The sequence below is a fragment of the Aneurinibacillus uraniidurans genome, assembly GCF_028471905.1.
GTDB classification, from domain to species: Bacteria; Bacillota; Bacilli; order Aneurinibacillales; family Aneurinibacillaceae; genus Aneurinibacillus; species Aneurinibacillus uraniidurans.
Genome location: NZ_CP116902.1, coordinates 442,708 through 464,217, shown reverse-complemented (window position 1 = coordinate 464,217; position 21,510 = coordinate 442,708). Strand labels below are relative to the sequence as shown.

The 21,510-nt window shown below is 45.0% G+C and carries 23 protein-coding genes and 1 tRNA gene; 4 read left to right on the top strand and 20 right to left on the bottom strand.

The window, feature by feature from the left end; translation table 11 throughout:
* Window positions 1-64 precede the first annotated feature (64 nt).
* The gene (locus tag PO771_RS02300) at window positions 65-715 is read left to right on the top strand and encodes a 3D domain-containing protein (protein WP_272561690.1); all 651 of its coding nucleotides are present in this window, start codon (window positions 65-67) and stop codon (window positions 713-715) included.
* A gap of 69 nt (window positions 716-784) precedes the next feature.
* Here PO771_RS02300 and PO771_RS02295 read toward each other — a convergent pair whose 3' ends face one another.
* The 9 genes from PO771_RS02295 to PO771_RS02255 form a co-directional block, all read right to left on the bottom strand.
* On the bottom strand, window positions 785-1,849 hold the full coding sequence (locus tag PO771_RS02295) for a DHH family phosphoesterase (protein ID WP_272561689.1): 1,065 nt from the start codon (window positions 1,847-1,849) through the stop codon (window positions 785-787).
* A 124-nt stretch (window positions 1,850-1,973) separates the two neighbouring features.
* Window positions 1,974-3,479: a flotillin lipid rafts scaffold protein FloT gene (locus PO771_RS02290; RefSeq protein ID WP_272561688.1), complete on the bottom strand. Its 1,506-nt coding sequence runs from the start codon at window positions 3,477-3,479 to the stop codon at window positions 1,974-1,976.
* A 12-nt stretch (window positions 3,480-3,491) separates the two neighbouring features.
* On the bottom strand, window positions 3,492-3,995 hold the full coding sequence (locus tag PO771_RS02285; protein ID WP_272561687.1) for an NfeD family membrane protein: 504 nt from the start codon (window positions 3,993-3,995) through the stop codon (window positions 3,492-3,494).
* Window positions 3,996-4,116: 121 nt separating this feature from the next.
* Window positions 4,117-5,160: an ABC transporter substrate-binding protein gene (locus PO771_RS02280; protein WP_272561686.1), complete on the bottom strand. Its 1,044-nt coding sequence runs from the start codon at window positions 5,158-5,160 to the stop codon at window positions 4,117-4,119.
* A 71-nt stretch (window positions 5,161-5,231) separates the two neighbouring features.
* Entirely contained in the window at window positions 5,232-6,602 is a 1,371-nt protein-coding gene (locus tag PO771_RS02275; RefSeq protein WP_272561685.1) for an FAD-binding oxidoreductase, read from the bottom strand.
* Window positions 6,602-7,393, bottom strand: coding sequence for an ABC transporter ATP-binding protein (locus PO771_RS02270; RefSeq protein WP_272561684.1), 792 nt, complete (start codon window positions 7,391-7,393; stop codon window positions 6,602-6,604). Before PO771_RS02270 ends, PO771_RS02275 begins: the two co-directional genes overlap by 1 nt.
* 125 nt (window positions 7,394-7,518) lie before the next feature.
* Window positions 7,519-8,574, bottom strand: coding sequence for an HD-GYP domain-containing protein (locus PO771_RS02265; RefSeq protein WP_272561683.1), 1,056 nt, complete (start codon window positions 8,572-8,574; stop codon window positions 7,519-7,521).
* A gap of 176 nt (window positions 8,575-8,750) precedes the next feature.
* Window positions 8,751-8,972 carry a hypothetical protein gene (locus tag PO771_RS02260; protein ID WP_272561682.1) on the bottom strand — a complete coding sequence of 74 codons (222 nt, stop codon included), beginning with the start codon at window positions 8,970-8,972 and terminating at the stop codon, window positions 8,751-8,753.
* Between the two features lie 172 nt (window positions 8,973-9,144).
* Window positions 9,145-9,435 (bottom strand): hypothetical protein, encoded by a 291-nt coding sequence (locus PO771_RS02255; protein WP_272561681.1) that lies wholly within the window; start codon window positions 9,433-9,435, stop codon window positions 9,145-9,147.
* 100 nt (window positions 9,436-9,535) lie between these two features.
* Here PO771_RS02255 and PO771_RS02250 point away from each other — a divergent pair, with 100 nt between their 5' ends.
* Window positions 9,536-9,853: a hypothetical protein gene (locus PO771_RS02250; protein WP_272561680.1), complete on the top strand. Its 318-nt coding sequence runs from the start codon at window positions 9,536-9,538 to the stop codon at window positions 9,851-9,853.
* A 53-nt stretch (window positions 9,854-9,906) separates the two neighbouring features.
* On the opposite strand, the gene PO771_RS02245 is transcribed toward PO771_RS02250, so the two are convergent.
* From PO771_RS02245 to PO771_RS02230, 4 genes are all read right to left on the bottom strand, one after another.
* On the bottom strand, window positions 9,907-10,230 hold the full coding sequence (locus tag PO771_RS02245) for a hypothetical protein (protein ID WP_272561679.1): 324 nt from the start codon (window positions 10,228-10,230) through the stop codon (window positions 9,907-9,909).
* A 263-nt stretch (window positions 10,231-10,493) separates the two neighbouring features.
* Entirely contained in the window at window positions 10,494-11,624 is a 1,131-nt protein-coding gene (ald, locus tag PO771_RS02240; protein ID WP_272561678.1) for an alanine dehydrogenase, read from the bottom strand.
* A gap of 203 nt (window positions 11,625-11,827) precedes the next feature.
* Window positions 11,828-13,066, bottom strand: coding sequence for a PucR family transcriptional regulator (locus PO771_RS02235; RefSeq protein ID WP_272561677.1), 1,239 nt, complete (start codon window positions 13,064-13,066; stop codon window positions 11,828-11,830).
* Between the two features lie 82 nt (window positions 13,067-13,148).
* Window positions 13,149-13,235 (bottom strand) — tRNA-Leu (locus PO771_RS02230).
* A 141-nt stretch (window positions 13,236-13,376) separates the two neighbouring features.
* Between PO771_RS02230 and PO771_RS02225 the strand changes: the two genes are divergently transcribed.
* Window positions 13,377-13,820, top strand: coding sequence for a PilZ domain-containing protein (locus PO771_RS02225; protein ID WP_272561676.1), 444 nt, complete (start codon window positions 13,377-13,379; stop codon window positions 13,818-13,820).
* A gap of 62 nt (window positions 13,821-13,882) precedes the next feature.
* Here PO771_RS02225 and PO771_RS02220 read toward each other — a convergent pair whose 3' ends face one another.
* From PO771_RS02220 to PO771_RS02190, 7 genes are all read right to left on the bottom strand, one after another.
* A complete protein-coding gene (locus PO771_RS02220; protein ID WP_272561675.1) occupies window positions 13,883-14,797 on the bottom strand; it encodes a 50S ribosomal protein L11 methyltransferase in 915 nt (304 codons plus the stop codon).
* A 113-nt stretch (window positions 14,798-14,910) separates the two neighbouring features.
* Window positions 14,911-15,522, bottom strand: coding sequence for an SCO family protein (locus PO771_RS02215; RefSeq protein WP_272561674.1), 612 nt, complete (start codon window positions 15,520-15,522; stop codon window positions 14,911-14,913).
* 20 nt (window positions 15,523-15,542) lie between these two features.
* Complete coding sequence (gene cyoE, locus PO771_RS02210) at window positions 15,543-16,478, bottom strand: heme o synthase (protein ID WP_272561673.1); 936 nt, start codon at window positions 16,476-16,478, stop codon at window positions 15,543-15,545.
* Window positions 16,479-16,506: 28 nt separating this feature from the next.
* A complete protein-coding gene (locus tag PO771_RS02205) occupies window positions 16,507-17,442 on the bottom strand; it encodes a COX15/CtaA family protein (RefSeq protein WP_272561672.1) in 936 nt (311 codons plus the stop codon).
* Between the two features lie 391 nt (window positions 17,443-17,833).
* The gene (locus tag PO771_RS02200) at window positions 17,834-18,445 is read right to left on the bottom strand and encodes an NUDIX hydrolase (RefSeq protein WP_272561671.1); all 612 of its coding nucleotides are present in this window, start codon (window positions 18,443-18,445) and stop codon (window positions 17,834-17,836) included.
* A 33-nt stretch (window positions 18,446-18,478) separates the two neighbouring features.
* Window positions 18,479-18,820, bottom strand: coding sequence for a toprim domain-containing protein (locus PO771_RS02195; RefSeq protein ID WP_272561670.1), 342 nt, complete (start codon window positions 18,818-18,820; stop codon window positions 18,479-18,481).
* Between the two features lie 122 nt (window positions 18,821-18,942).
* Window positions 18,943-19,884, bottom strand: a complete 942-nt coding sequence (locus PO771_RS02190; protein ID WP_272561669.1) for a polysaccharide deacetylase family protein — start codon at window positions 19,882-19,884, stop codon at window positions 18,943-18,945.
* Window positions 19,885-20,100: 216 nt separating this feature from the next.
* Between PO771_RS02190 and PO771_RS02185 the strand changes: the two genes are divergently transcribed.
* Complete coding sequence (locus tag PO771_RS02185) at window positions 20,101-21,480, top strand: dipeptidase (protein ID WP_272561668.1); 1,380 nt, start codon at window positions 20,101-20,103, stop codon at window positions 21,478-21,480.
* The last annotated feature ends 30 nt before the right edge of the window (window positions 21,481-21,510 follow it).

Here is a 21,510-nt window from a genome sequence, read left to right as displayed (position 1 = left end):
TTTCACGTTATGTGATATAATCAACCAAATAAGAAAACATTACTATTTACAAGAGGAGGCTTGCATGCAAAAAATAAAAAACATGTCGCTGTCCATATTTAGGAAACCCAATAGTCATAAGGCAAATAGGTGGTCTTTACGTATCGGAATCCCTGTCATCACGTTGTTCTTGCTTATCCATCTGGTTAATTCTCTTGCTGAAGCTCCTCAATCTACCGAAAAAAGTCTTTCTGCCAACTTGCAGCCCCAGAGCGAAACATCATTTCTTCTGACACCGCTGCAAAACGGAGAAGCCTCAGCAAAAGAATTAGTTTCACCTGGTCTAGCTTATGGTACACCGTCTGACGTTATCACCATCGCCCAATCTAAGAAAGCAAAAGAACGAGCGCTCTCTCAGAAGAAAAAGAATACGTCTCGCAGCGAAATGCGCCAAGCTCGTGAAGGTATGGTATTTACAGCCAATGCATCTGGCTACACCGGACCGGGCAAAACAAAACTTGGAACGAAAATTCGCCCTGGTATCGTAGCCGTTGACCCGGATTACATCCCGCTTGGCACCGTTCTGTGGGTAGAGGGTTATGGTACATGTCGTGCTGAAGATACGGGCGGTGCGATTAAAGGCAATGCGATTGATCTCGTCTTCGCGACAGAAGAAGATGCGAATGCCTGGGGACGTAAAGAAGTGCAAGTACGTGTGATGAAACTCCCAGACTAAGTGCATACACAGAAAAAATCCCGGCTTTGCCTATATAGCAGCCGGGATTTTCTATTGCAGACCATACGATTATTTTTGGGATTGTATCTGTTCAAATAGCAGGCTGGCAGCAGCCTGCTTCATTTCTTTCGACACGGGGCTACCCGCTGCTTTTGCATGACCACCGCCACCGAAAAAGGCAGCAATATCACCAACGTTGATCTCATCTTTAACGGTTCGATAGCTAATCACACGCGACATATTAATGATCGCTACAAAATCGACTTCCGGGTTCGCTTCTGCCAGCGCATTACCCAGCTCAGAAATGTACTGCTCCGCAAATACGACACCCGCAGTATAGCCGTTCACATCCCGAATCTGCACATCTTTTGATTTCCCTTTGATGTACTTCTCGATTTTTTCCTGCTCGATCTCGAGCAACATTTGTTCAGAATCTGTAAAATCCGGGGAGCAATCTGCTGTGAATCGAGCGACAAAACGATCTCGCCCCAGAATATAAAACAGATCATTCAGCTGTTTAGCATGCAGGTTGTTATTTTCTTTCCAGTCCCATGTATCATACTGACGTACCATCTCAACATAGCGGGCAAGCTCCGGGCTATCTGCCAGCCAGCCTTCTGTAATCAAATGCCGGTAGAAAAGCGTAGTGCCACTTTCGCGCACCCCGTTCTGCTCTACGGTAACCTGGGCCCACTCATATTGATTCAGTCCCTCTGCGGTCTGATGATGATCCAACAGCATAACTTTCTCCCGGGCGTATGCACTCATTTTCTCAATAACATCAGCGACTTCTTCATTCACCGAAATATCGGTAATAAAAACAAGATCATACTTGCTCAGATGAAAATCCAAAAAACGAGAGACTTTGTTGTTAATATCATCGTAATTGGAATAGTCGATATGCACCGTATCGCCAAACGCCATCCGGGCCAGAATGCCACAGCTTACGCCATCCGTATCATTGTGGGTAAACAACTTCACAGCACGCGGCTTATCGCGGCGAAGAGGGCGCTTTTCTGTCTGCGCCGCTGTAAACAGCTTATCCGCATCATCCGAACTAATTTGTACTTTAATCCCTCTGCTCTGTGCTTTCGCCAGAAAATCCTGCATGCTCGTTGTTGATTTTTGTTTCATCATTTTGCTCCTTCGTCTCTCTATCCAGTCATATATCCCGTGTCTTTCATTATATCAGCAAAATACCCTTTTCTATGCAAAAAAAGCGATGTACACGCTGATAGTGTGCATCGCTTTTATATTTTTACCCTTCATTCAATGAATCCGATGGTTTTGGAAGCTCGCTTGATTCACTCTGAACAGGGACTTTGCGTGTTAAATTCTGAATCAACTCGCCCAGATCCAGTCCCGATACGTCTTTGACCATCTGCGGCGCTGTCGCCATAAGAGACGTTACATAATTACTCACCCGTGTCGCCCCGGCCCCGTTCCCGGTATCGACTACCGTCAGCTTGTCGATTCCTTTCATTGGCTCTGCTACTTTACCGGCTAATTCAGGCAACATCTTCACAATAATATCAAGTACAGCCGCTTCGCCAAACTTCTGGAATGCTTCGGCAAGCTTTTCTTTCGCTTCCGCTTCCGCCAGACCACGTAACCGAATAACTTCTGCTTCTGCCGTCCCACGCGCTCGTTCCGCATCGGCTAACGCCTGCCCTTCTAATCGCTTCTGCTCAGCAAGCGCCGCTGCCTCCGCTTCAATCCGATACTTATGCGCATCAGCTTCCCGCATCTGCTTGGCTTTTTCTGCTTCTGCCGCTTGTTCGACTGCATATCGGTCTGCATCCGCTTTTTTCTTCACTTCTGAATCGTACTGCTTTTCCCGGCGGACAATCTCTTTTTCCTCCAGGTCAATTTCCCGCTCTTTACGCACGATCTCCACCTGCATCTGTTCTTCTACAACCTGCTGCTTCGCACGTGCCTCCTGAATGGAATACGCTTGATCAGCTTCGGCGCGTGCCGTATCCTGTTCGCGCTTGAATGCCGCTACTTTCAGTTCCTTGGCCTTCTCAGCTTCAGCGATATTCGTATCCCGCAGAAGCTCTGCCTTTTGTCCCTCTTCTTCAGCTAATGCTTTTTTGATCCGTGAATCCCGCACCGCTTCAGCTTCTGCAATATCCGCATCCCGCTTGACTGCCGCAATTCGCGGTTTACCAAGCGCATCGAGATAGCCGTGTTTATCTCGTACATCTTTAATTGTGAAGGAAACAATTTGCAGACCCATCTTACGCAAATCTTTCGCCGCCACTCCCTGTACTTCCTGGGCGAAGCGATCACGATTGCGGTATACTTCTTCCACGGTCATCGAACCTAAGATAGACCGCAGATGCCCCTCGAGAACCTCCTGCGCTTCCCCTTTTAATGCCTCGATCGGTTTACCAAGGAACTGTTCCGCTGCTGTGGAGATATCCTCAATTGAACCGCCAATTTTGATAATGGCTACCCCATCAGCCATCACTGGAACCCCCTGCTCCGTATATACTTCCGGCGTTGAAATATCGAGCTTATGCGACAACAGGGAAATAAACTCAGCTTGCTGAAAAATCGGCAGAATAAATGCTCCCCCACCACGTACAATCTTAATGCTGCGCCCCGATTCATCAGTCATAACATTCTTACTGCCAAGAAATGAACCGGTAACAATCATCCCTTCATCCGGGCTTACCGTCTTGTACCGTGCCCAAAATGCAAGACCAACCAGAAGAATCACAACAACAATAATTGCGGGTATTACCAAAAACTCTGGCATAGCTTCTCCCCCTTAGATGTCATCATAGTGGATTACATACAATGTTCCTTCTCTTGCTTCGATTACTAACACGCGCGCCCCTTCCCCAATGGCTTCCCCATTCAATCCGGCTGCCGTATGTGCGACATTCCCTGCACCAAAACGAACCAGAACTTCCCCATAACCATGAGCAGGAATAGAAGTCAAAACCTCTCCGACACGCCCATTCAAGTCCTGGATCGAGAATCCAGTCGAATTCTCTGCGTTCCGCATCGGTCGCACATACAAAAAATACATGAAAAATGCTGAAAAAATAGCGGAGATAATAGAAGCTATACATACAGCTCCGTCTGCCAACTCCGTATAGCGAAGCAACATCACACCAGCGCCGCCAAATACGGTCAGTCCAACAATCAACGAAGTGGGCTGTATAACATGCAAACTGTGCGCGACTCCACCCAGCCAGTCCCCAAACAAAAGCATGACAACCGCAAGCAGGACCCCCGCTATCAGACATCCCATATACAGCGTGATCATAAAGCTCCTCCTCTTCTCCTCGCTACTTCTTTTACGCTCTACAACGCCTTTTTGTTTCAAAAATTTAACTTTTATTCAAAAAAAGAGAACGAGTTATGGTACCCGTCCTCTTTTTATCTACTTATTTCTTTTCTGTTTTTTCTACATACGTTGCGTTGTATTTATCAAGAATTGGTTTAAATTTCGCTAGATCGATTCCTTCGTTCGCTGCCGCTTCTTTATTAACAACAAGCTTCAACTCTTTCGGGTACTCAACCGGCATATCACCAGGTTTTGCTTCGCCTTTCAGAACTTTAATCGCCATTAAGCCTAACTGGTAGCCGTGGTCTTTATAGTCGATACCGAAGCCAGCAAATCCACCTGCACGAACGGAATCTGTTTCACCAACAAACAACGGAATTTTATTTTTCTCACTTACTTGTACAATCGTTTTGATCGCAGCTACTGCTGTGTTATCTTTCGGTACATAAATCACATCAACCTTACCAACAAGAGAATCCACTGCCTGCTTCACTTCAGATGTGTTGCTAGCATTTGCTTCTATTGTCTTCATGCCCATTCCGTTCATGGACTCTTTAGCTTTCTTCACATTCACAACAGAATTTGCTTCCCCAGAGTTATAAATCACACCTACAGTTTTCGTATTCGGATATAATCCCTTAATTAATTCGAACATCTTACCGATTGCTTCTGGATGTGTGTCAGAAGCACCTGTGACATTGTGTCCCGGCTTATCTTTGTTATCTACCAACTTAGCTGAAATCGGATCGGTAATCGCCCCGAAGAATACCGGAATATCCGTTCCTTTTGTCGCTTTTATCATCGATTGCGCACTCGGTGTAGAAATTGCTAGGATCGCATCCTTCTTATCGGCTGCGAACTTTTGAGCGATTGATGCTACTGTACTTTGATCCCCCTGTGCAGATTGATAATCAATGTTAGCATCCGCATATCCATTTTCTTTTAAGGCCTGAATGAAGCCTTCGCGCGTAGCATCAAGAGCTGGATGTTCAATAATTTGGGTAATCCCAATGTTCACAGGCTTTTTGTTCGCATCTGTCTTCTTCTCTCCAGATACCTGCTTGTCCCCACCACCACAGGCAGCAAGAAACACGAGCATAAGCATCAACAGCATACTGACAAGTGATTTTTTTGCTCTCATCATAGTAGAACTTCCCCTTTGTATGTATTATTTTATTTTTCTGATAAGTAATTATACGCACACTCTTTCATGATTTAAAGGGGCAAAATTTTTCCTGGATTCAGAATATTTTGCGGATCAAACATTTCCTTCATACTCCTCATTACACCTAATGCGGCACCATGCTCTTTTTCTTGATACTTTATTTTTCCAATACCAACTCCGTGCTCACCTGTACATGTACCACCACGTGCAAGCGCGTAGTCTACAATGCAGCCATTCACATTCTCAGCTTGTTCGACTTCCTGCAGATTTGATTTATCGATCATCAATAATGTATGAAAATTTCCGTCTCCTACATGTCCAACAATCGCGCCGATCATACCCGTAGAAGCGAGCTGTTCTTCTGCAAAGGCGATGGCACCTGTCAATTCAGACAACGGGACACATACGTCTGTTGTGAGCATGCCGCGCCCTGGATAGCCATGCATGAACGCATATGCCATATGATGACGCGCTTCCCACAGCGCTGCCTGTCCAAGTGATTCCGACTCAAATACAAAAGCGGTACAATGCTGCTCATCTGCCAATTCACGGGCAAACGCTACATCCTGGTTAAGACCGGCTTCATTGCCGTGAAATTCAAGGAACAATGTGGCAGATTCAGGATACGCGGTGCCTTTATATGCATTGACCTGTCGAATGGAACGTGCATCTACAAGTTCCAGACGAGCTACTGGAATACCAGACGCCATGATTGCATACGCCGTATTGACCGCATCATCGATCGCAGGAAAACTCGCACGCGCTGACATCGTGGCTTCTGGAATGCCGTACAAACGCAAGGTTAGCTCTGTAAACACACCGAACGTGCCTTCCGAGCCAACAAACAGACCGGTCAGATGATACCCTGATGATGACTTGGTCGACTTGCCGCCCGTTCGGATTACACGACCGTCTGCTAACACAACTTCCAGGTCCCGCACTTGATCACGCATAATACCGTAACGCACCGATGTGGTGCCGCTCGCATTCGTAGCCGCCATTCCTCCAAGCGTTGCATCTGCCCCTGGATCAACCGAGAAAAACAAGCCGTATTTCTTTAACTCTCGATTAAGCTGCATTCGAGTTACGCCCGGCTGCACTCGCACCAGCATATCTTCTGCACAAATCTCAAGAATGCGATTCATCTGCTGAAAGTCAAGCGAGATGCCACCCTGATACGGAATCGCTTGTCCTTCCAGCCCGGACCCTACCCCGAACGGTACAACCGGTACACGATTCTCATTCGCCCATGCCAGCACCCGACTTACATCTTCCGTACAGGCCGGAAATATCACTACATCCGGTAGATGGGCAGGGTGATGGGATTCATCTTTTGCATGCTGTTCAAGCACAGTTGGGTTCACACTAACTTGTTCCGACGACAGCAACTCCCGCAATTCTTCTATCATTCTCTCATTCATTACTCTCTCTCCTTCTGGCAAATCGTAAGCCACGGCCGACCACCGCGCCATGCAATCTCAACTGATGTATCAAAAAATTCCGACATTGTCTCAGACGTCAGAATATCCGCTGTCTGCCCAGCTCGGAATACTTCCCCCTTTTTCAGCAGCAATACGTGACTGAATATAGGCATAATTTCTTCTGGATGATGTGTTACATAGATCAAAGTCGGCCCATCCGTACGCTGACCCATGCGCTCCACCGTCTGCAGCAACTGCTCCCTGGCGAATACATCAAGCCCGGTAGCCGGTTCATCAAGAATGAGCAGTTTCGGTTGAGCCATCAGCGCCCGCGCAATGAGCACCCGCTGTTTCTCTCCCTGTGAAAGTGTCTCATACGGTCGCTGCGCCATCGCAGCACATCCAAGCTCTTCAAGCAATACATGCGCTCGGTCGTACGCTTCTGCCCCGGGCTTCTCATACAGAAGCCCCATAGAGGCATCAATTCCACTCAGTACGATATGTTCGACCGTTTCCGTCCTATACAGCTTCTCCTGCATGGATGTACTGACCCAGCCGATGGAATGGCGCAACTTTCGCAAATCATACGTGCCAAATTTTTTCCCCAGCACACTGACACTTCCTTTGGATGGCCACATATATCCGTTAATAATATTGAGCAGCGATGTTTTTCCAGACCCATTGAGCCCCATGACAGCCCAGTGCTCACCCGGATTCACTTTCCATGTCACATTATTTAGAATATTTTTTTGTTCTCGCTTCCACGTTACGCCCTGAAGATCAATGATCATGTTGCTCTCCTTTCTTGTAAAAAAATCCAGAAGAAAACAAAAGAGCGATTAGAAAATGGAAAAGGCATTCGCCTGTCCCAACCTTGTAATCGTTCTCGTATTTTCTCCCATGTCACAGGTCGCGATTATTTTAAGATAGACTCGATAAAAACCGTTGTCTCCTGACCCAGATCTACTTCTCTTACTTCTGTATCATCGTAATCATATTTCCCCCCGCGCCTACTCTCTTTAAAAACACGCACGATTGGACGGGATGGCAAGCCTTTGTGTTGTCCAACGACAACCCCAACCTCTTCCGTACTCAGAAGCACAGATGCTCCTGTCGGATACAAGGCAATTGAGCGTAGAAACTGAATGACCATCTCATGGTCAAACCGTTTACCTGCCAGTCCCATAATAAATTCTGCCGCTTCATACGGCGTCATATTCGGCTGATCTGTTGAAAATTCAGAGAGCAGATTATCGTAGAAATTCGTTATCGCTACGATTTTCGCATAATCATGAATATCTGCACCTGCAATCGCACGCGGCTCACCTTGTCCATCTACATGCTCATGATGCTGCAGCGCGATATGCGCCGTCGCCAGACTTACTTCATGCTTTTTACGGAGCACATTAAATCCAATCCACGCATGATGGTCCCCTTCTTTTGTCTTACGGAGCGGATCATCTGGCATCACAACTTTGCCTACATCATGGAGCAAAGCACCAAGGGCGAGTTCCTTAAGCTTTGTTGTATTGTAGCCGAGCTGCATTCCTATCACACAAGACATAATGCATACATTCATAGAATGAATAAACAGATGATTGTCCTGTGTCCGAATGTCATTTAGGTTCAACAGTACATTTTTTTGTTGGAAGATCTCATCTACGATCGTACCCATCGTTTTTGAAACCGCACGCGTGTCAAAATCCTTACCAGTCTGAACACACTGAAGCACATTTGCAACATTAGAGATCGCTTCGCGGCGTGTTTCTTCCGATACGACATCTTCCATTTTGATATCATCAAAGCGCTCGTCTTGAATATATACCATGGTAACACCAATTCGATATAACTTGTTAATCATCCCAGGTGTTAGCAGCACGCCTTGATTTAACAATGTTCGTCCATCACTTGTATAGATGCTTTTGGCAAGTACCTGTCCTGCCTCTACGCTTTCTAGACTGACTTGGCGCATCCTCTTTCTCCCCTTTACCCTACTAGGTTATTATTGCTATTATATCGCAACAACTTTCCTACGTGATGTCTTATTTTATCTAGTTGTACAGGATTGTATATAGAAGATTCACCAGTCAACCCGGTTGAAAAGTTAATGTAGCCCTAAAAATCTGAGCGATGTTCCTACTAGTCTTCCTACATTGAGAATAGGCTTACAGTAGGAAAAATCCCGATGCGGTCAATTTCCCTTCCATACTTATCCATATAATCATGTTTTTCGTCTTTCTCTACGGGTCTCCATCCCCAACAGACAGACCCAGCATCTACTTCTGTTCCTAGTCTCTTTAACTCTGCCGGAAATACACACGCTTTCCGATCCGGGCATACCCACCAGCAGTTCTCACATGTTCTGTTCACACTGTACACTCCCTTTGTTTGCCAACTCCACATTTTTTCATCATAACGAACGAATGTGAATACATATAATAAAGCAGCGTTAACGTTTTGTTAAAATGAATCATCTTACCTATGCACGTATTTGCCTCAGTATATGTAAGCAAGCCAAAAAAAGTGTATTGTATGCCACGAATCAACGATTGTATAAATAGCCTTGATAAACTACTTCAGCGAATGCACATGCTCCCGGCACATTCAAATACCACGTATAGAATGCCCGCAGCTTTGGAAGGGTAACTTTCTCATACCGGGCTAAGCAATTGATTCCTGTCCGAATCGCAAGCATCGTCCAGTATACGCTCCAATTAATAAATGGAAAGTACAATACGAAAAACCATAAAAAGCTGATCGTATGTTCACCCAGACTGAATCGCAGCGCTGTACAGAACAACGTTATAAGTCCGAACCGAGCTAACCCGCTCATTTGTACATCCCCCTTTGTCTCCTGCTCTATTCTTTTATTCTCCCATGTTTCCCTAGATTTTGTATAGCATATGTATGCCCTCAAAAAAGGAGGTCCTGTTATGACAAATACCATCGATTATCAGGAAAAAACGCTCTCCAATCGCACCCTACTCAGCTTCGGTCTTGTATTTAGCGCACTTATTTTCTCTATCACATCTTTTTTTCTGACGTTCACTGGATTTTATTATGTAATCATCGCATTAAAATGGGGAACCGGTTTTGCTGCGCTTGCACTTGCCTTCAACACTGTCAACATCCTCAGAAAAAAAACGCTTGATCCTTCCACCCTAACACAGGCTGCCTACGCTGCGCTCATGCTTTCCGTTTTGTGTCTGCCCTGGCTTCTCTGTACTTCCCTCGTACTCGCTGTTTTATAATGTTGTAGATAAAACAAAAAGCGTCCCAAACAGGACGCCTTGTTTCTTGTCTATTATTGTGCAATAGACTGCCGTTCCATTTCTACTTTATGCTTACGGGCCGGCACACGCACACGAACTTTTTTCACACGATGTTTTTGCTGCTGTATTTTTAGGAGGAGTGGCAGAACATACAGACTCTGAGCAGTATAAAAACACCAGAAATATCCATTCATAGATAAATCAAACCGTAAATTACAGAGCACAACAAATGTCGTGAATGCAAAAAAGCAGCAGTAAAAGGAACGAACATCGTTACGCTTTGTATTTTTATAAAAAATACCCAAGATCAGCAGTGAGCATAAAAACACAGCTGTATTATCTATGTAGTCCATCATATGTCTGTATTCTCCTCGTGTTTGCTTAGCAAATTCCAACCCATTTGTATTAGAAACTTTTATTCCATCACATATACTTTATACTAACTATTTATATTCAGCAAAGGACTTTAAACTTATATATCTAGTGACTTTCGTAGCTAAATCCTAATAAATACCATTATCATATTATAAAAAAACATAACATATTATTCCACACCTTAAAAGAAAAAAGCGTCAGATTATCCCGACGCTTCTTTGTATGTCTGCTTTTTTATATGATACTATACGTTTACTTCACCATTTAAAATCGTATCTACCTCTACATGTGGGTAGCCAAGCGCATCAGCAACTGCTTTATACGTCACTTTGCCATCCACTACATTAATGCCGCGAGCAAGTGCCCGGTTTTCCTGGGCGGCTTTTTTGTAGCCTTTCGTCGCAATCTGAACACCGTATGGGATTGTGACATTTGTAAGCGCCAGTGTTGATGTACGAGCTACTGCTCCTGGCATGTTCGCCACTGCATAATGAACGACACCGTGTTTTACATAAGTCGGATCACTGTGCGTTGTCACGCGGTCAATTGTTTCAATCGAACCACCTTGATCGATCGCTACATCAACGATAACAGATCCTGGCTCCATCTCTTTCACCATCTCTTCACTCACAAGGCGTGGTGCACGCGCCCCTGGTACAAGAACAGCTCCGATTAGAAGGTCTGCTTCTTTCACCGCTTTAGCAATATTGTAACGATTCGACATCAATGTTTGAACATGCCCTTGGAAGAGTTCGTCCAGTTCACGCAGGCGATCTGGATTGATGTCAAGCAATGTTACTTTCGCACCCATGCCAAGTGCAATTTTGGCCGCATTTGTACCAACGATCCCACCGCCTACAACCGTTACGCGCCCAGCTTCCACACCTGGTACACCAGCGAGCAGGACACCTTTTCCGCCTTTCGATTTCTCAAGGAATTGCGCACCAATCTGAACAGACATTCGGCCTGCTACCTCACTCATCGGTGTCAAAAGCGGCAGCGCACCATTGTCAAGCTGGATGGTTTCATATGCGATAGCGGTTACTTTCTTGTCCACTAGTGCTTTGGTCAGATCTGGTTCAGGGGCTAGATGAAGGTAGGTGAATAATACTAATCCTTCACGGAAATGCGTATATTCTTCTGCAATCGGTTCCTTTACTTTCATAACCATGTCAGCTGCCCACGCTTCTTTTGCTGCCGCTACAATTGTAGCACCTTCTTGTACGTACTGTTCATCTGTAAATCCGCTTCCGACACCTGCCTGCGTCTCAATTACGACCTGATGTCCCGCATGTACAAATGCGGCTACACCTGCCGGCGTCATAGCTACACGGTTTTCATTATTTTTGATTTCTTTTGGAACTCCAATAATCATCTTTTAGCCCCCTCTATAGTTGACTGAATTAAATGTCTATCCTTTATGTACATTCATTGTATTGATTTTTCTGTTCTTTTTCTTTATCAGAAAACTAAAAATTGCTTCTCTTTATTTGTAGATTTCCACAAACCCTCTTACTTTATACAAAAAAAGGCTATCCCCTTTGCCAGAATATGACGCTTGAGATAGCCTTCTACTATTCAGTACTTCCGAACTTGCAAATCAAGAAATAAGGTCGCCCTGTCGTTTGCATTTTGCAAGTCAATGCCCCCGACCTCACAAATACGTCTCAATCGGTAAGTCAGTGTATTTGGATGAATATGAAGCTGCTGTGCAGCTGTATTTACCTTACCAGCTGCACATAAAAATACATCTAACGTTTCCACTAAGTTACTCTGATTATGCTGATCATATGCTACAAGCCGTGCCAATTTATCATTCTGGTAGCCCTGTTCCTCATTCCAGCGTTTTATTTGTGGCAGCAAACGATATATTCCCAGTTCACCATAGCCCGCTGCCCCAGCAAGTTCCATTGGAAAACATTTTTTAAGGTGCAGTACTTCTAACGCTTGCTGATAGCTGCGCCATACTTCTCCGAATTGTACGACTGGGTTTCCATGCCCTACTTCCAGGTATTCCTCACCGAATCTCCGGTTCAGACGCGTCCGCAGCTCATTCACAAACACACGGCTTGCTTCGTGCATTTGCTTTTCTTCATCTGCATGCATGCTTGCAAGTACAATAAGGTGCCGATCATCAAACGTCCAGAGCGGTAGCTCGCGGAATACAAAAAAATCTCCAAGGTGCTCAAGCAAGTACGCCAATTCTTTTTGCATGGAATCCCAGACAGCCTCCGGGCACCTAGCCTCGAACACAAGTACCTCCAATACGCCCGAAAGCGAAACTCCCAGTTCACGAGCTGCCTTCTCAATGGTTCGATTGTCCGCTTCCCCACTGCGGGATAGTAAGCGCCAGAGCAGCTGCTTCCGTTTTTCTTCGTTTTTTTCGTATCGGCTCTTCCGATACAGAAGCCTTGGCAATGCCAAACGGGCTGCTTGCTTTAACACAAGCAAATCTCCATCCTCTAGGGTACGATTCGCTTCCTGTACCCAGATATAGCCGAATACTTCTGTTCCGCGCCGGATGGAGACCGCAACACGGCTATCAAGACCGACATCACGGGCTGCTGGAATTCGCACTGGCTCATCGCTGTGCATAAGTGCTTGAATTACCCCTTCTTTCCAGAAGCGGATCAGTACACTTTCTGGAACTCTACGTTTCATGATCGTCTGAATGCGAACCGGGTCCGTTGCATCACCATGCATGCTATAAGCCACTACATGATGATTCATATCCTCAATTGTAATCGGATTCTCTAGCCGTTCCGCAATTAAATCTGCCAGTTCCATCAAATCAGCAAATTCTCCAAATACTTCCATCGTACTCCTCCTTTCTTCCAGGTTTTGTGGTGTATACGAAAAAAAGCCGCACAATGGCGACTTGACTGTAATATGCAATGTATGGTGCGAATGAGAGGACTTGAACCTCCACGGGGTTGCCCCCACTAGAACCTGAATCTAGCGCGTCTGCCAATTCCGCCACACTCGCATAAAAAATTCACAAAAATTTCAATAATGATGGTAATATAGTAATGTACTACGTAAGATGTAGTAACCATTTGCAAAAAAATCATAGCATAGCTTTATCATAATGGTCAAGCAGAACATCGACAACAAGGAAGTGAGAGTTATGAAAGATCAGGAAAAACGACAGTTTTTCCGTCTTACACTTAAAAATCCTCTTATCTCGGATTTAACAATTATTCGTATAAAAGAAAATGCAGTGGAAACAGGAAACGCAAATGTATTAATCGAGGATATTAGTGCTGGCGGACTTCGCTTCACCTCTAACGTTCGACTTCCAGTTACACCCCAGGTCATTCTTGAGTTCGAGACCACCATTCTGAACCAGCAAGTTAAATTTCCTGGTTATATTGTCTGGAAAAAAAGCAGTGAAACTGGAATTCAAGAATATGGGGTTCAGTTTACGATTGATAACGAACAATTTCCTACCATAACTAGTATCCTTCACCAACTTGAAGTTCGACTACGTCGTTCTCCACTTAGTCCAAGCTGCCGCTTTGCTACACAAGAGGAGATCATTTCTATAAAGGATTTTCCACCTTCTTCTTGAACAACATGAAAAAGCGAGCCCCTTATTCGCTCGCTTTTTCATGTTTTGCATGGATTTTATTTCTATGCGTCAAAACGAAGCGTCAGCCACTCCTCATCCACCCTGCGCTCACGCAAAACAAAACCATGAGCTTCGTATTCCTGTATAACATCCGCTTCTGCCCATTTTACGATACCCGAAACGACAGCTACTCCACCCGCTTTCAGCAGACGGCGACACGTAGCAACCTGTCGAATCGCCTCTTCTCCCCCAATGTTAATGAGCAGAATATCATACATGCCCTCCCCTTCCAGACAGTTTCCATCTCCGACGAATACTTCAGGAGAAGATACTCCATTCAACTCCGCAAGATACTGAATTTCTGATGGAGAGGATGGGTTAATATCAATGGCCAGCACGTGCCCCGCTCCACGCATGATGCAGTATACACCAAGAATCCCCGAGCCAGCTCCGATATCTACTACCGCCTTACTTGACACGTCTAACTCTTCAATCACACGGAGACAGCTTTTCGTTGTGCCATGCTTGCCCGTACCAAATGCACCACCTGGCTCGATCAGCAGCTTATAATGCTGCGAATATTCCTCTGCCTCTTCCTGTAACCAGATCGGCACCAATACAAGTTCCTCTGATACTTCTTCAATTACAAAGTGTTCCTTCCAATCATCCACATGCTGCAATTCTGGCTCTTTCCATGTGACCTCAATCAAACCAAATGACACAAACTCTTCTCGAATACGTGCCAACGACTTCTCAGCATAACTAGCCAACTCTTCTTTCGCACATGATACCGACTCATATGTAATCACTGTATGATCGATTTCCTTAACCGCATAATCATATCCATCTGGAATTTGAATAATTTCAACCGGGCTGTCAATCCAGCTATTCTCAAACCCCATCTCTCCAAGACTGTACATCACTGACTCCTCATCCGTCTGGAACGGAAACCGGAGCTGGTATTCAATCCAGTTCATCGTTATCCCCCTTTACTTTCTAACCTTTAACCTTATCAAATCCTACAAGAATGATGCAACCTCAAATCGTTACAAATAGAAAAAAAGGCCGCTCTTCTTCGAGCAGCCTTTACCTATTCACTCTTTACGAGCGTATGAATATCTGCGAGCATCCCATCCGTATCCAGCTCGTTCCCCATTCGATACACGGCCCGAATGTTCTCGCTGCCATCAAGTAGGAACAGTTGATTCGAATGCATGAACAATCCGCCATCTTGTTCCTGTGCCAGTACCTTAAATCCTTTGAGTACCTGTTTGGTTTGTTCCTGACTCCCGCGTAGGAACAACCAGCCGTCCTGCTTCATACCGGTCCGTTCCGTATACTGCCTGAGTACAGCTTCCGTATCATACTTTGCATCAAATGATATAGTCATTAATAGCACACGATCTCCAAGCGATTTCTCTTCACGCAACTTCTCAGCTAGACGTAGCAACTTAAAGTTCGTTGCCTGGCAGATGTCCGGGCAGCGCGTATAGTGAAACGATACAATACGTACCTTGCCGTCCGATTCACGTAGCGGTACCGTACGGCCATACATATCTGTCAGTGTAAAATTCGGGGCGTGGCCTGCGACAGGCAGCTTGTCACTTCCTCCCCATAACTTCCAGCCGATCAGACTACAAACAGCAAGTAACAACACGACAGTAAACCGCGTCAGCCACTCCCGCTTCCCGGACGAAAGCATACGACGTCTCTCCCTTATTCTTATAAGCGGTCAATGAAGATAAACAAGCAGAACATCATTAAATAAATAATCGAGTACGTAAATGAACGACGACCGAACTTAATATCATCCTTTGCAAACAGACCCGAGAAGTTTAATGCAAGATAGCCCAGACCAAGTACACTCATCGCTACCAGATATACTTTGCCAACCTCTCCTACTGCATATAGCATGAGAGAAATCGGAACCAGTGCAATCGTATAACTGAGAATATGATTTTTTGTAACACGGAATCCGTATACAGCCGGCATCATCTGGAATCCAGCACTGCGATAATCATTCGCCCGACGCATAGCAAGCGCCAGGAAATGCGGACACTGCCAGATAAACATGAAGAAAAATAAAATCCAGGCAGTCAAATCAAGTGTTCCACTAATTGCTGTATAGCCCATGACTGGCGGCATAGCGCCGGATACTGCACCGACAAGTGTGTTCAATGTCGTCGTACGCTTCGTCCACATCGTATATACAACAACATAGAAGAACAGTGCAACAAGCCCAAGCACTGCACAAAGCGTATTAACGGCGAGAAGCATCAAAGAACCGAGCACACCAAGAATCAATCCAAGACGCATAACATTTTGTGGTTTCAAGCGTCCTTCTACGAGTGCACGACTTTTCGTACGCTCCATATGGCGATCCAGATCACGGTCAAGATAGTTATTTAATGACGTCCCCGACATAATGATAAAAGATGAGCCAAGTGCGGCTAGAATCGTGATCGAGAGCGGTAGCGGTCCATCCGCTGCCAGCCATAAGCCAGTAAACAGTGTCATTAAGTTCGAGACCGTAATCCCGACTTTTGTCACCCCGATATATTCACGAATTGTTTCTTTTAAAGTCATTGGTTCTCCCCGTACAGCCCCCGTCGTATTCTCATATTCTGCTGCTTCAATTTCTGAGATAGGAGTTCCCATAATCCCCCTCCTTACAATAAATTACTCGTTAGCCGATATTTCCCGTGGAATGGCGACGCTGTGACACGAGAGACTCTGAACGTAGCAGTTCGCCGCCAGAGCGTGTCTCTACAGTAATAAATACACTAAACGCAAACAGTAATGAAGACAATGATGTATGCATAATACTAGCCCAGAGCGCCAGATTTGTACTAACATCGGCAAAACCAGCAACGATCTCTAATACAAGTATGCCTGCCATCATCGCTGCCTCGAACTTCAACACTTTCTTCTGTATACAATGGAAGAATAAGCTAATAATCGCACCAGCAACCACTACACTCACAATAAAGTGTAGGTACATCAAAACTTCAGCAACCCTTGGAGTGGTGATAAGCTCACTCAACCACTGAGGGTCGCCCGTCACCCATACTTTCCCAGCATGACTATGCTTGATAAACGCGCCCAGCACAATTTGCAAATAAATCGCACCGGCTGCCCACATGGCACGTTTGCGAAGGGCAATTACATTACGATTCTCCTCAAATTGTCCTTGCTTTTTCCGATACTGCGTCAGGTTAATCCCCGTAATCGTAACGTACGTAGCAAACAATAACATCGCGGCACTCGTATCCATCGCCGTAAAACCACGTGGAAGTTTGTGCAGCACGTTTATACCGCCTAATACGGCGACCACGCCCAACAGAATAAGCGAAACAAACGTCAGTTTAGCGGCCCGCGGACTCTCTTTCCGATGGCGCCATCCCATGTACACATTGGCCAAAACCATAAATCCGATCGTTGTCGACAGCATCCGATGCGTGTACTCAATAATAATCTTGCCTTCCATTGGTGGAATGATATGCCCGTTGCAGAGCGGCCAGTCCGAACAAGCCAATCCAGCATCAAGTCCAACGACGAGCGCTCCAGCAATAAGCAGCAGGAAGATCGCGACACTTGTTACAAAAGGTAAACGATAACCCATACAAAAGTCCCCCGTTATGCTTAAAAATAATAGCTGTACCTCCACGTCATAGTTACATACATGACGTAGCATCCTCATCATACCAGTATAATGCGTCGGAAAGAAAGGCAATTTCGTGCCAATATCATTTCTCTCCCACCATCACACTTCCAAATTAACCCAGGATGGATTTGTTAAAAATGCTGAGGTGAACTGCCATCTATCTAGTTTGCACTATATAGATGTTATCAATTTTCATTTGCTTTGTATAGTTTTCGGGCCCCACGATGAAAGCGCTCTATCCACCCCTCTAATTCGATAAAAAAGTGCGATAAAACCAAAAAAGCAAAGGCTTTTTCAGCCTTTACTTCAGGAGGGGATCCAGCACATTGGACACAGTACTTTCACAATTTCACTTAATAACCGAGATAAATTCCTGCACAATCCGCGCCGTCAATCCCCAGATAATTTTTCCATCATATTGATAAAAAAATTCAGGCAAACGAGTGGTCCGCCACTTATACTCTTTCCCAAGTGGAATGAGATCAAATGGAAAATCCTCATCCGGTTTCACAGCCAACTGAATGTAATGGACCTGCGGCTCATTCTCCAGGAAAAACGAAAGCGGTACATAAAACACTTCATCAACTTCCGCTTTGTTCGGTGACAAACGTTTCTCATCCCGGATACGCCCAACAAAAGAATAGATAGAAGAAGAATAAGGGGGAATCAGCACCCCAAGATCGGCGATCACTTCCACATCATCTGGCTGAATGCCAAGCTCTTCGCATGTCTCCCGGATCGCCGCTTCTTGTTCATTTTTATCAGACGGATCAATCTTGCCTCCCGGAAAACAAATCTCTCCGGGCTGACGCGTAAGCGTACTAGCCCGCACTTCAAATAGGATGTGCCATTTTCCATCTTTTTCAACCAAGGGGATCATAATGGCCGCCCGCATTAATGGAGCGAATCCAAACAGGTTAAAAGCCCGCTCACTCATACGCTGTTGAATTTGTTCTAGCATCGACTACTACTCTTCTCCTTTACGTATACGCGCCTACATAATCACCGCCTCATCTACCTCAATATAGGCGTCGCGTAAGATTTTGGCCAGGTAATCATATGGCGTACGTGCAATTTCCGCATAGCTTTTGCGCGTATACAAATGTTGTGCGGAAGGAAATTCCTGCCGGAGCTGAGCTCGCAGCTTGCGACCGGATGCATCCTCATCTACGAAAATATACACGTCCCCATCCCCAGCCTCGCTGTATAGCTTCTCAAGCTTATCACTGCTTAATGTGCCGTTGGTGCAGATAATCTCGACTGGTTCTGCAATAATTTTTTCCAGACGTTTCTTGTCGGTCTTGCCTTCCACGATAATGACTTTGTTCACAATCATGATGCTCACCTCACAGTGAATATACCAACAGATTTGTCCTTTTTTCTATTATATGGCGATTTTTGTTGCCCGTAAATTCCATGATTTCACTGAATGTAAAGAAAATATAGATCGCTTTATGACTATAGAGTAACATGATTTTCATCCTTAGAATGGCTATTTTGCAAACCATCTAAACCAATGATCTTTTTAAATTCTTTAATGTTTGTATACGGAAAGACACCGATACGATTCAGCTCAAATTTTGGACTGCCTGGATATACCCTTCCTTTTCTAGTTGTAAAGGCCATATGGAAGCCTTCTTCTTTTAAAATTTTAATCGTATTTTGGTTATACTGACCATATGGATACGCAAAGTAACGAGTATCAAAGTGATGCGCCTGTAATAATTCTTGAACAGTATGGATATCATTTTTAACTGCTGCAACTGGCTGTGCCAACATAAAACTTTCCCTACCGAGTACACGATGGAAATGATGCGCATGGGGCTCATACATAAACACGTCACTGTACTTAGGTAATTCAGACCAGCTTACGCGGTTTAACATATCTGGATTAAACTTTTCCGGGTTTTGCTGCATGGGCCCTGTAATTACGAACATAGTTGCTTTAAACTGATAACGTTTCAGGACCGGATAAGCGTACATAAAATTTGATAAATAACCGTCATCAAAGGTAATTACCACTGTTTTTGGGGGCAGCTTAATTTTTTTATCTACATATTGTTCAAGTGTATCAAGCCCAACCGTCTTGTACCCATTATCATGTAGAATTTTCATTTGGACAGCAAAAGCTTCCGGTGTAATTACAGCTGGATTCTTACGAAATTTTTTATTCTCACTTACCTTTAGTATGTGATGATACATAAGAACAGGTACCCCAGGAACAGATGTATCTATATCCCCCTTCTCATACGTATGGGCTGGAATAAACGGATTGTTATGGGAAGTAGACTCATGCTTATGTTTTTCCTGGGTTTCAACTTCCCCCTTATCGAATGTACTACAAGCAGAAAGCATATATACGATAAGTAGAACAGACAATACTAGTCCTATTTTTTTCATATTTCCCCCTCACTCCTTGAAAATTATGGAGTTTTTCTCTCTTTAAGATTTATTGAAAAATCATGCCTTTTAAGCTAACAATAAGTTTTATTTCTTATAATAATCACTTGAAATAAGATAGACATTAGAGATTGATGAGAAATCATCAAAAAATCCCATAAAAAATTTATATTGTGATGCTAAACCTTATTTCATGAATAAAGGAGACTAGATAACATGAAAGAGAAATATGAAGCATTTCTAAATGAACGCCGATCTGAACACCTCGAAGAAATGAAGGCTTTTCTACGCATCCCAAGTGTGAGTGCACTCTCCGAGCATAAGGAAGACATGAATCGAGCAGCAAAGTGGCTTGTTGACTCTATGAAAAAAGCAGGATTGGAAAATGTGAAACTAATGCCCACAGCGGGCAATCCGATTGTATATGCCGACTGGCTGCACGCAGACAGCGATAAAACCGTACTTGTATACGGGCACTACGACGTACAGCCAGTCGATCCCCTGCATCTATGGCAAACACCACCTTTTGAACCGGATATTCGGGATGAAAAAATTTACGCGCGAGGCGCATCCGATGATAAAGGGCAGGTGTTTATGCATATTAAAGCGGTAGAAGCACTCCTTCAGACAGAAGGAAAACTTCCGGTCAACATCAAGTTCTGCATCGAAGGCGAAGAAGAAGTCGGCAGTCCAACACTCGAGCCATTTGTAGCGGAAAATAAAGACCTGCTTGCCGCCGATGTGCTGGTCATCTCGGACACCCCGATGCTAGAACGAGGTAAGCCTGCGATTTGCTACGGTCTGCGTGGGTTATGTGCAATGCAAGTTGATGTGTACGGTGCGAACGGCGATCTGCATTCTGGCATTTACGGTGGAGGGGTCGCCAATCCGCTCCATGCTCTCTCCTCTATTCTCGCTTCTCTGCATGATGCGGACGGACGGGTAGCGGTCAAGGGGTTTTATGATCAGGTCGTACCGCTAACTGCCGAGGAGCGGCAAGCGTATCGGGAACTCAATTATGATGAAGGGGCTGTTAAGCAGGAGCTAAACGTATCCGAACTGTATGGGGAAGCAGGCTACAGTTTCCTGGAACGCACATGGGCACGCCCGACACTTGAAGTGAATGGATTATACGGAGGCTTCCAGGGCGAAGGCACTAAAACCGTCCTGCCCGCTGAAGCCCATGCCAAGCTTTCCTGCCGACTGGTCGCAAACCAGGAACCAGATGACATTCTTAATGCAGTAGAAGCGCATATTCATGCCCATACACCACCAGGCGTCCGTGTCACGGTAAATCGAACGGACAAAGGTCGTCCATTCCAGATGCCGTACGATCATCCAGTTATTCAGGCGGCGATGACCGCATATGAGAAAGCATACGAAGTCAAGCCTGCCCTGACCCGAATGGGCGGTTCGATTCCCATTGTGGAAGGATTCGGCCGTTTGCTTGCTATTCCAATCGTTCTGATGGGTTTCGGTTTACCAGGTGAGAACTTCCATGCGCCGAACGAGCATTTCCATCTTGAGAATTTTGATAAGGGACTGCTGACCATTTGCGCCTATCTGAAAGAGCTAGTGCATACAGACTGGAACTAGCAAATACAAAACTACAAGGGGCTGACCCAT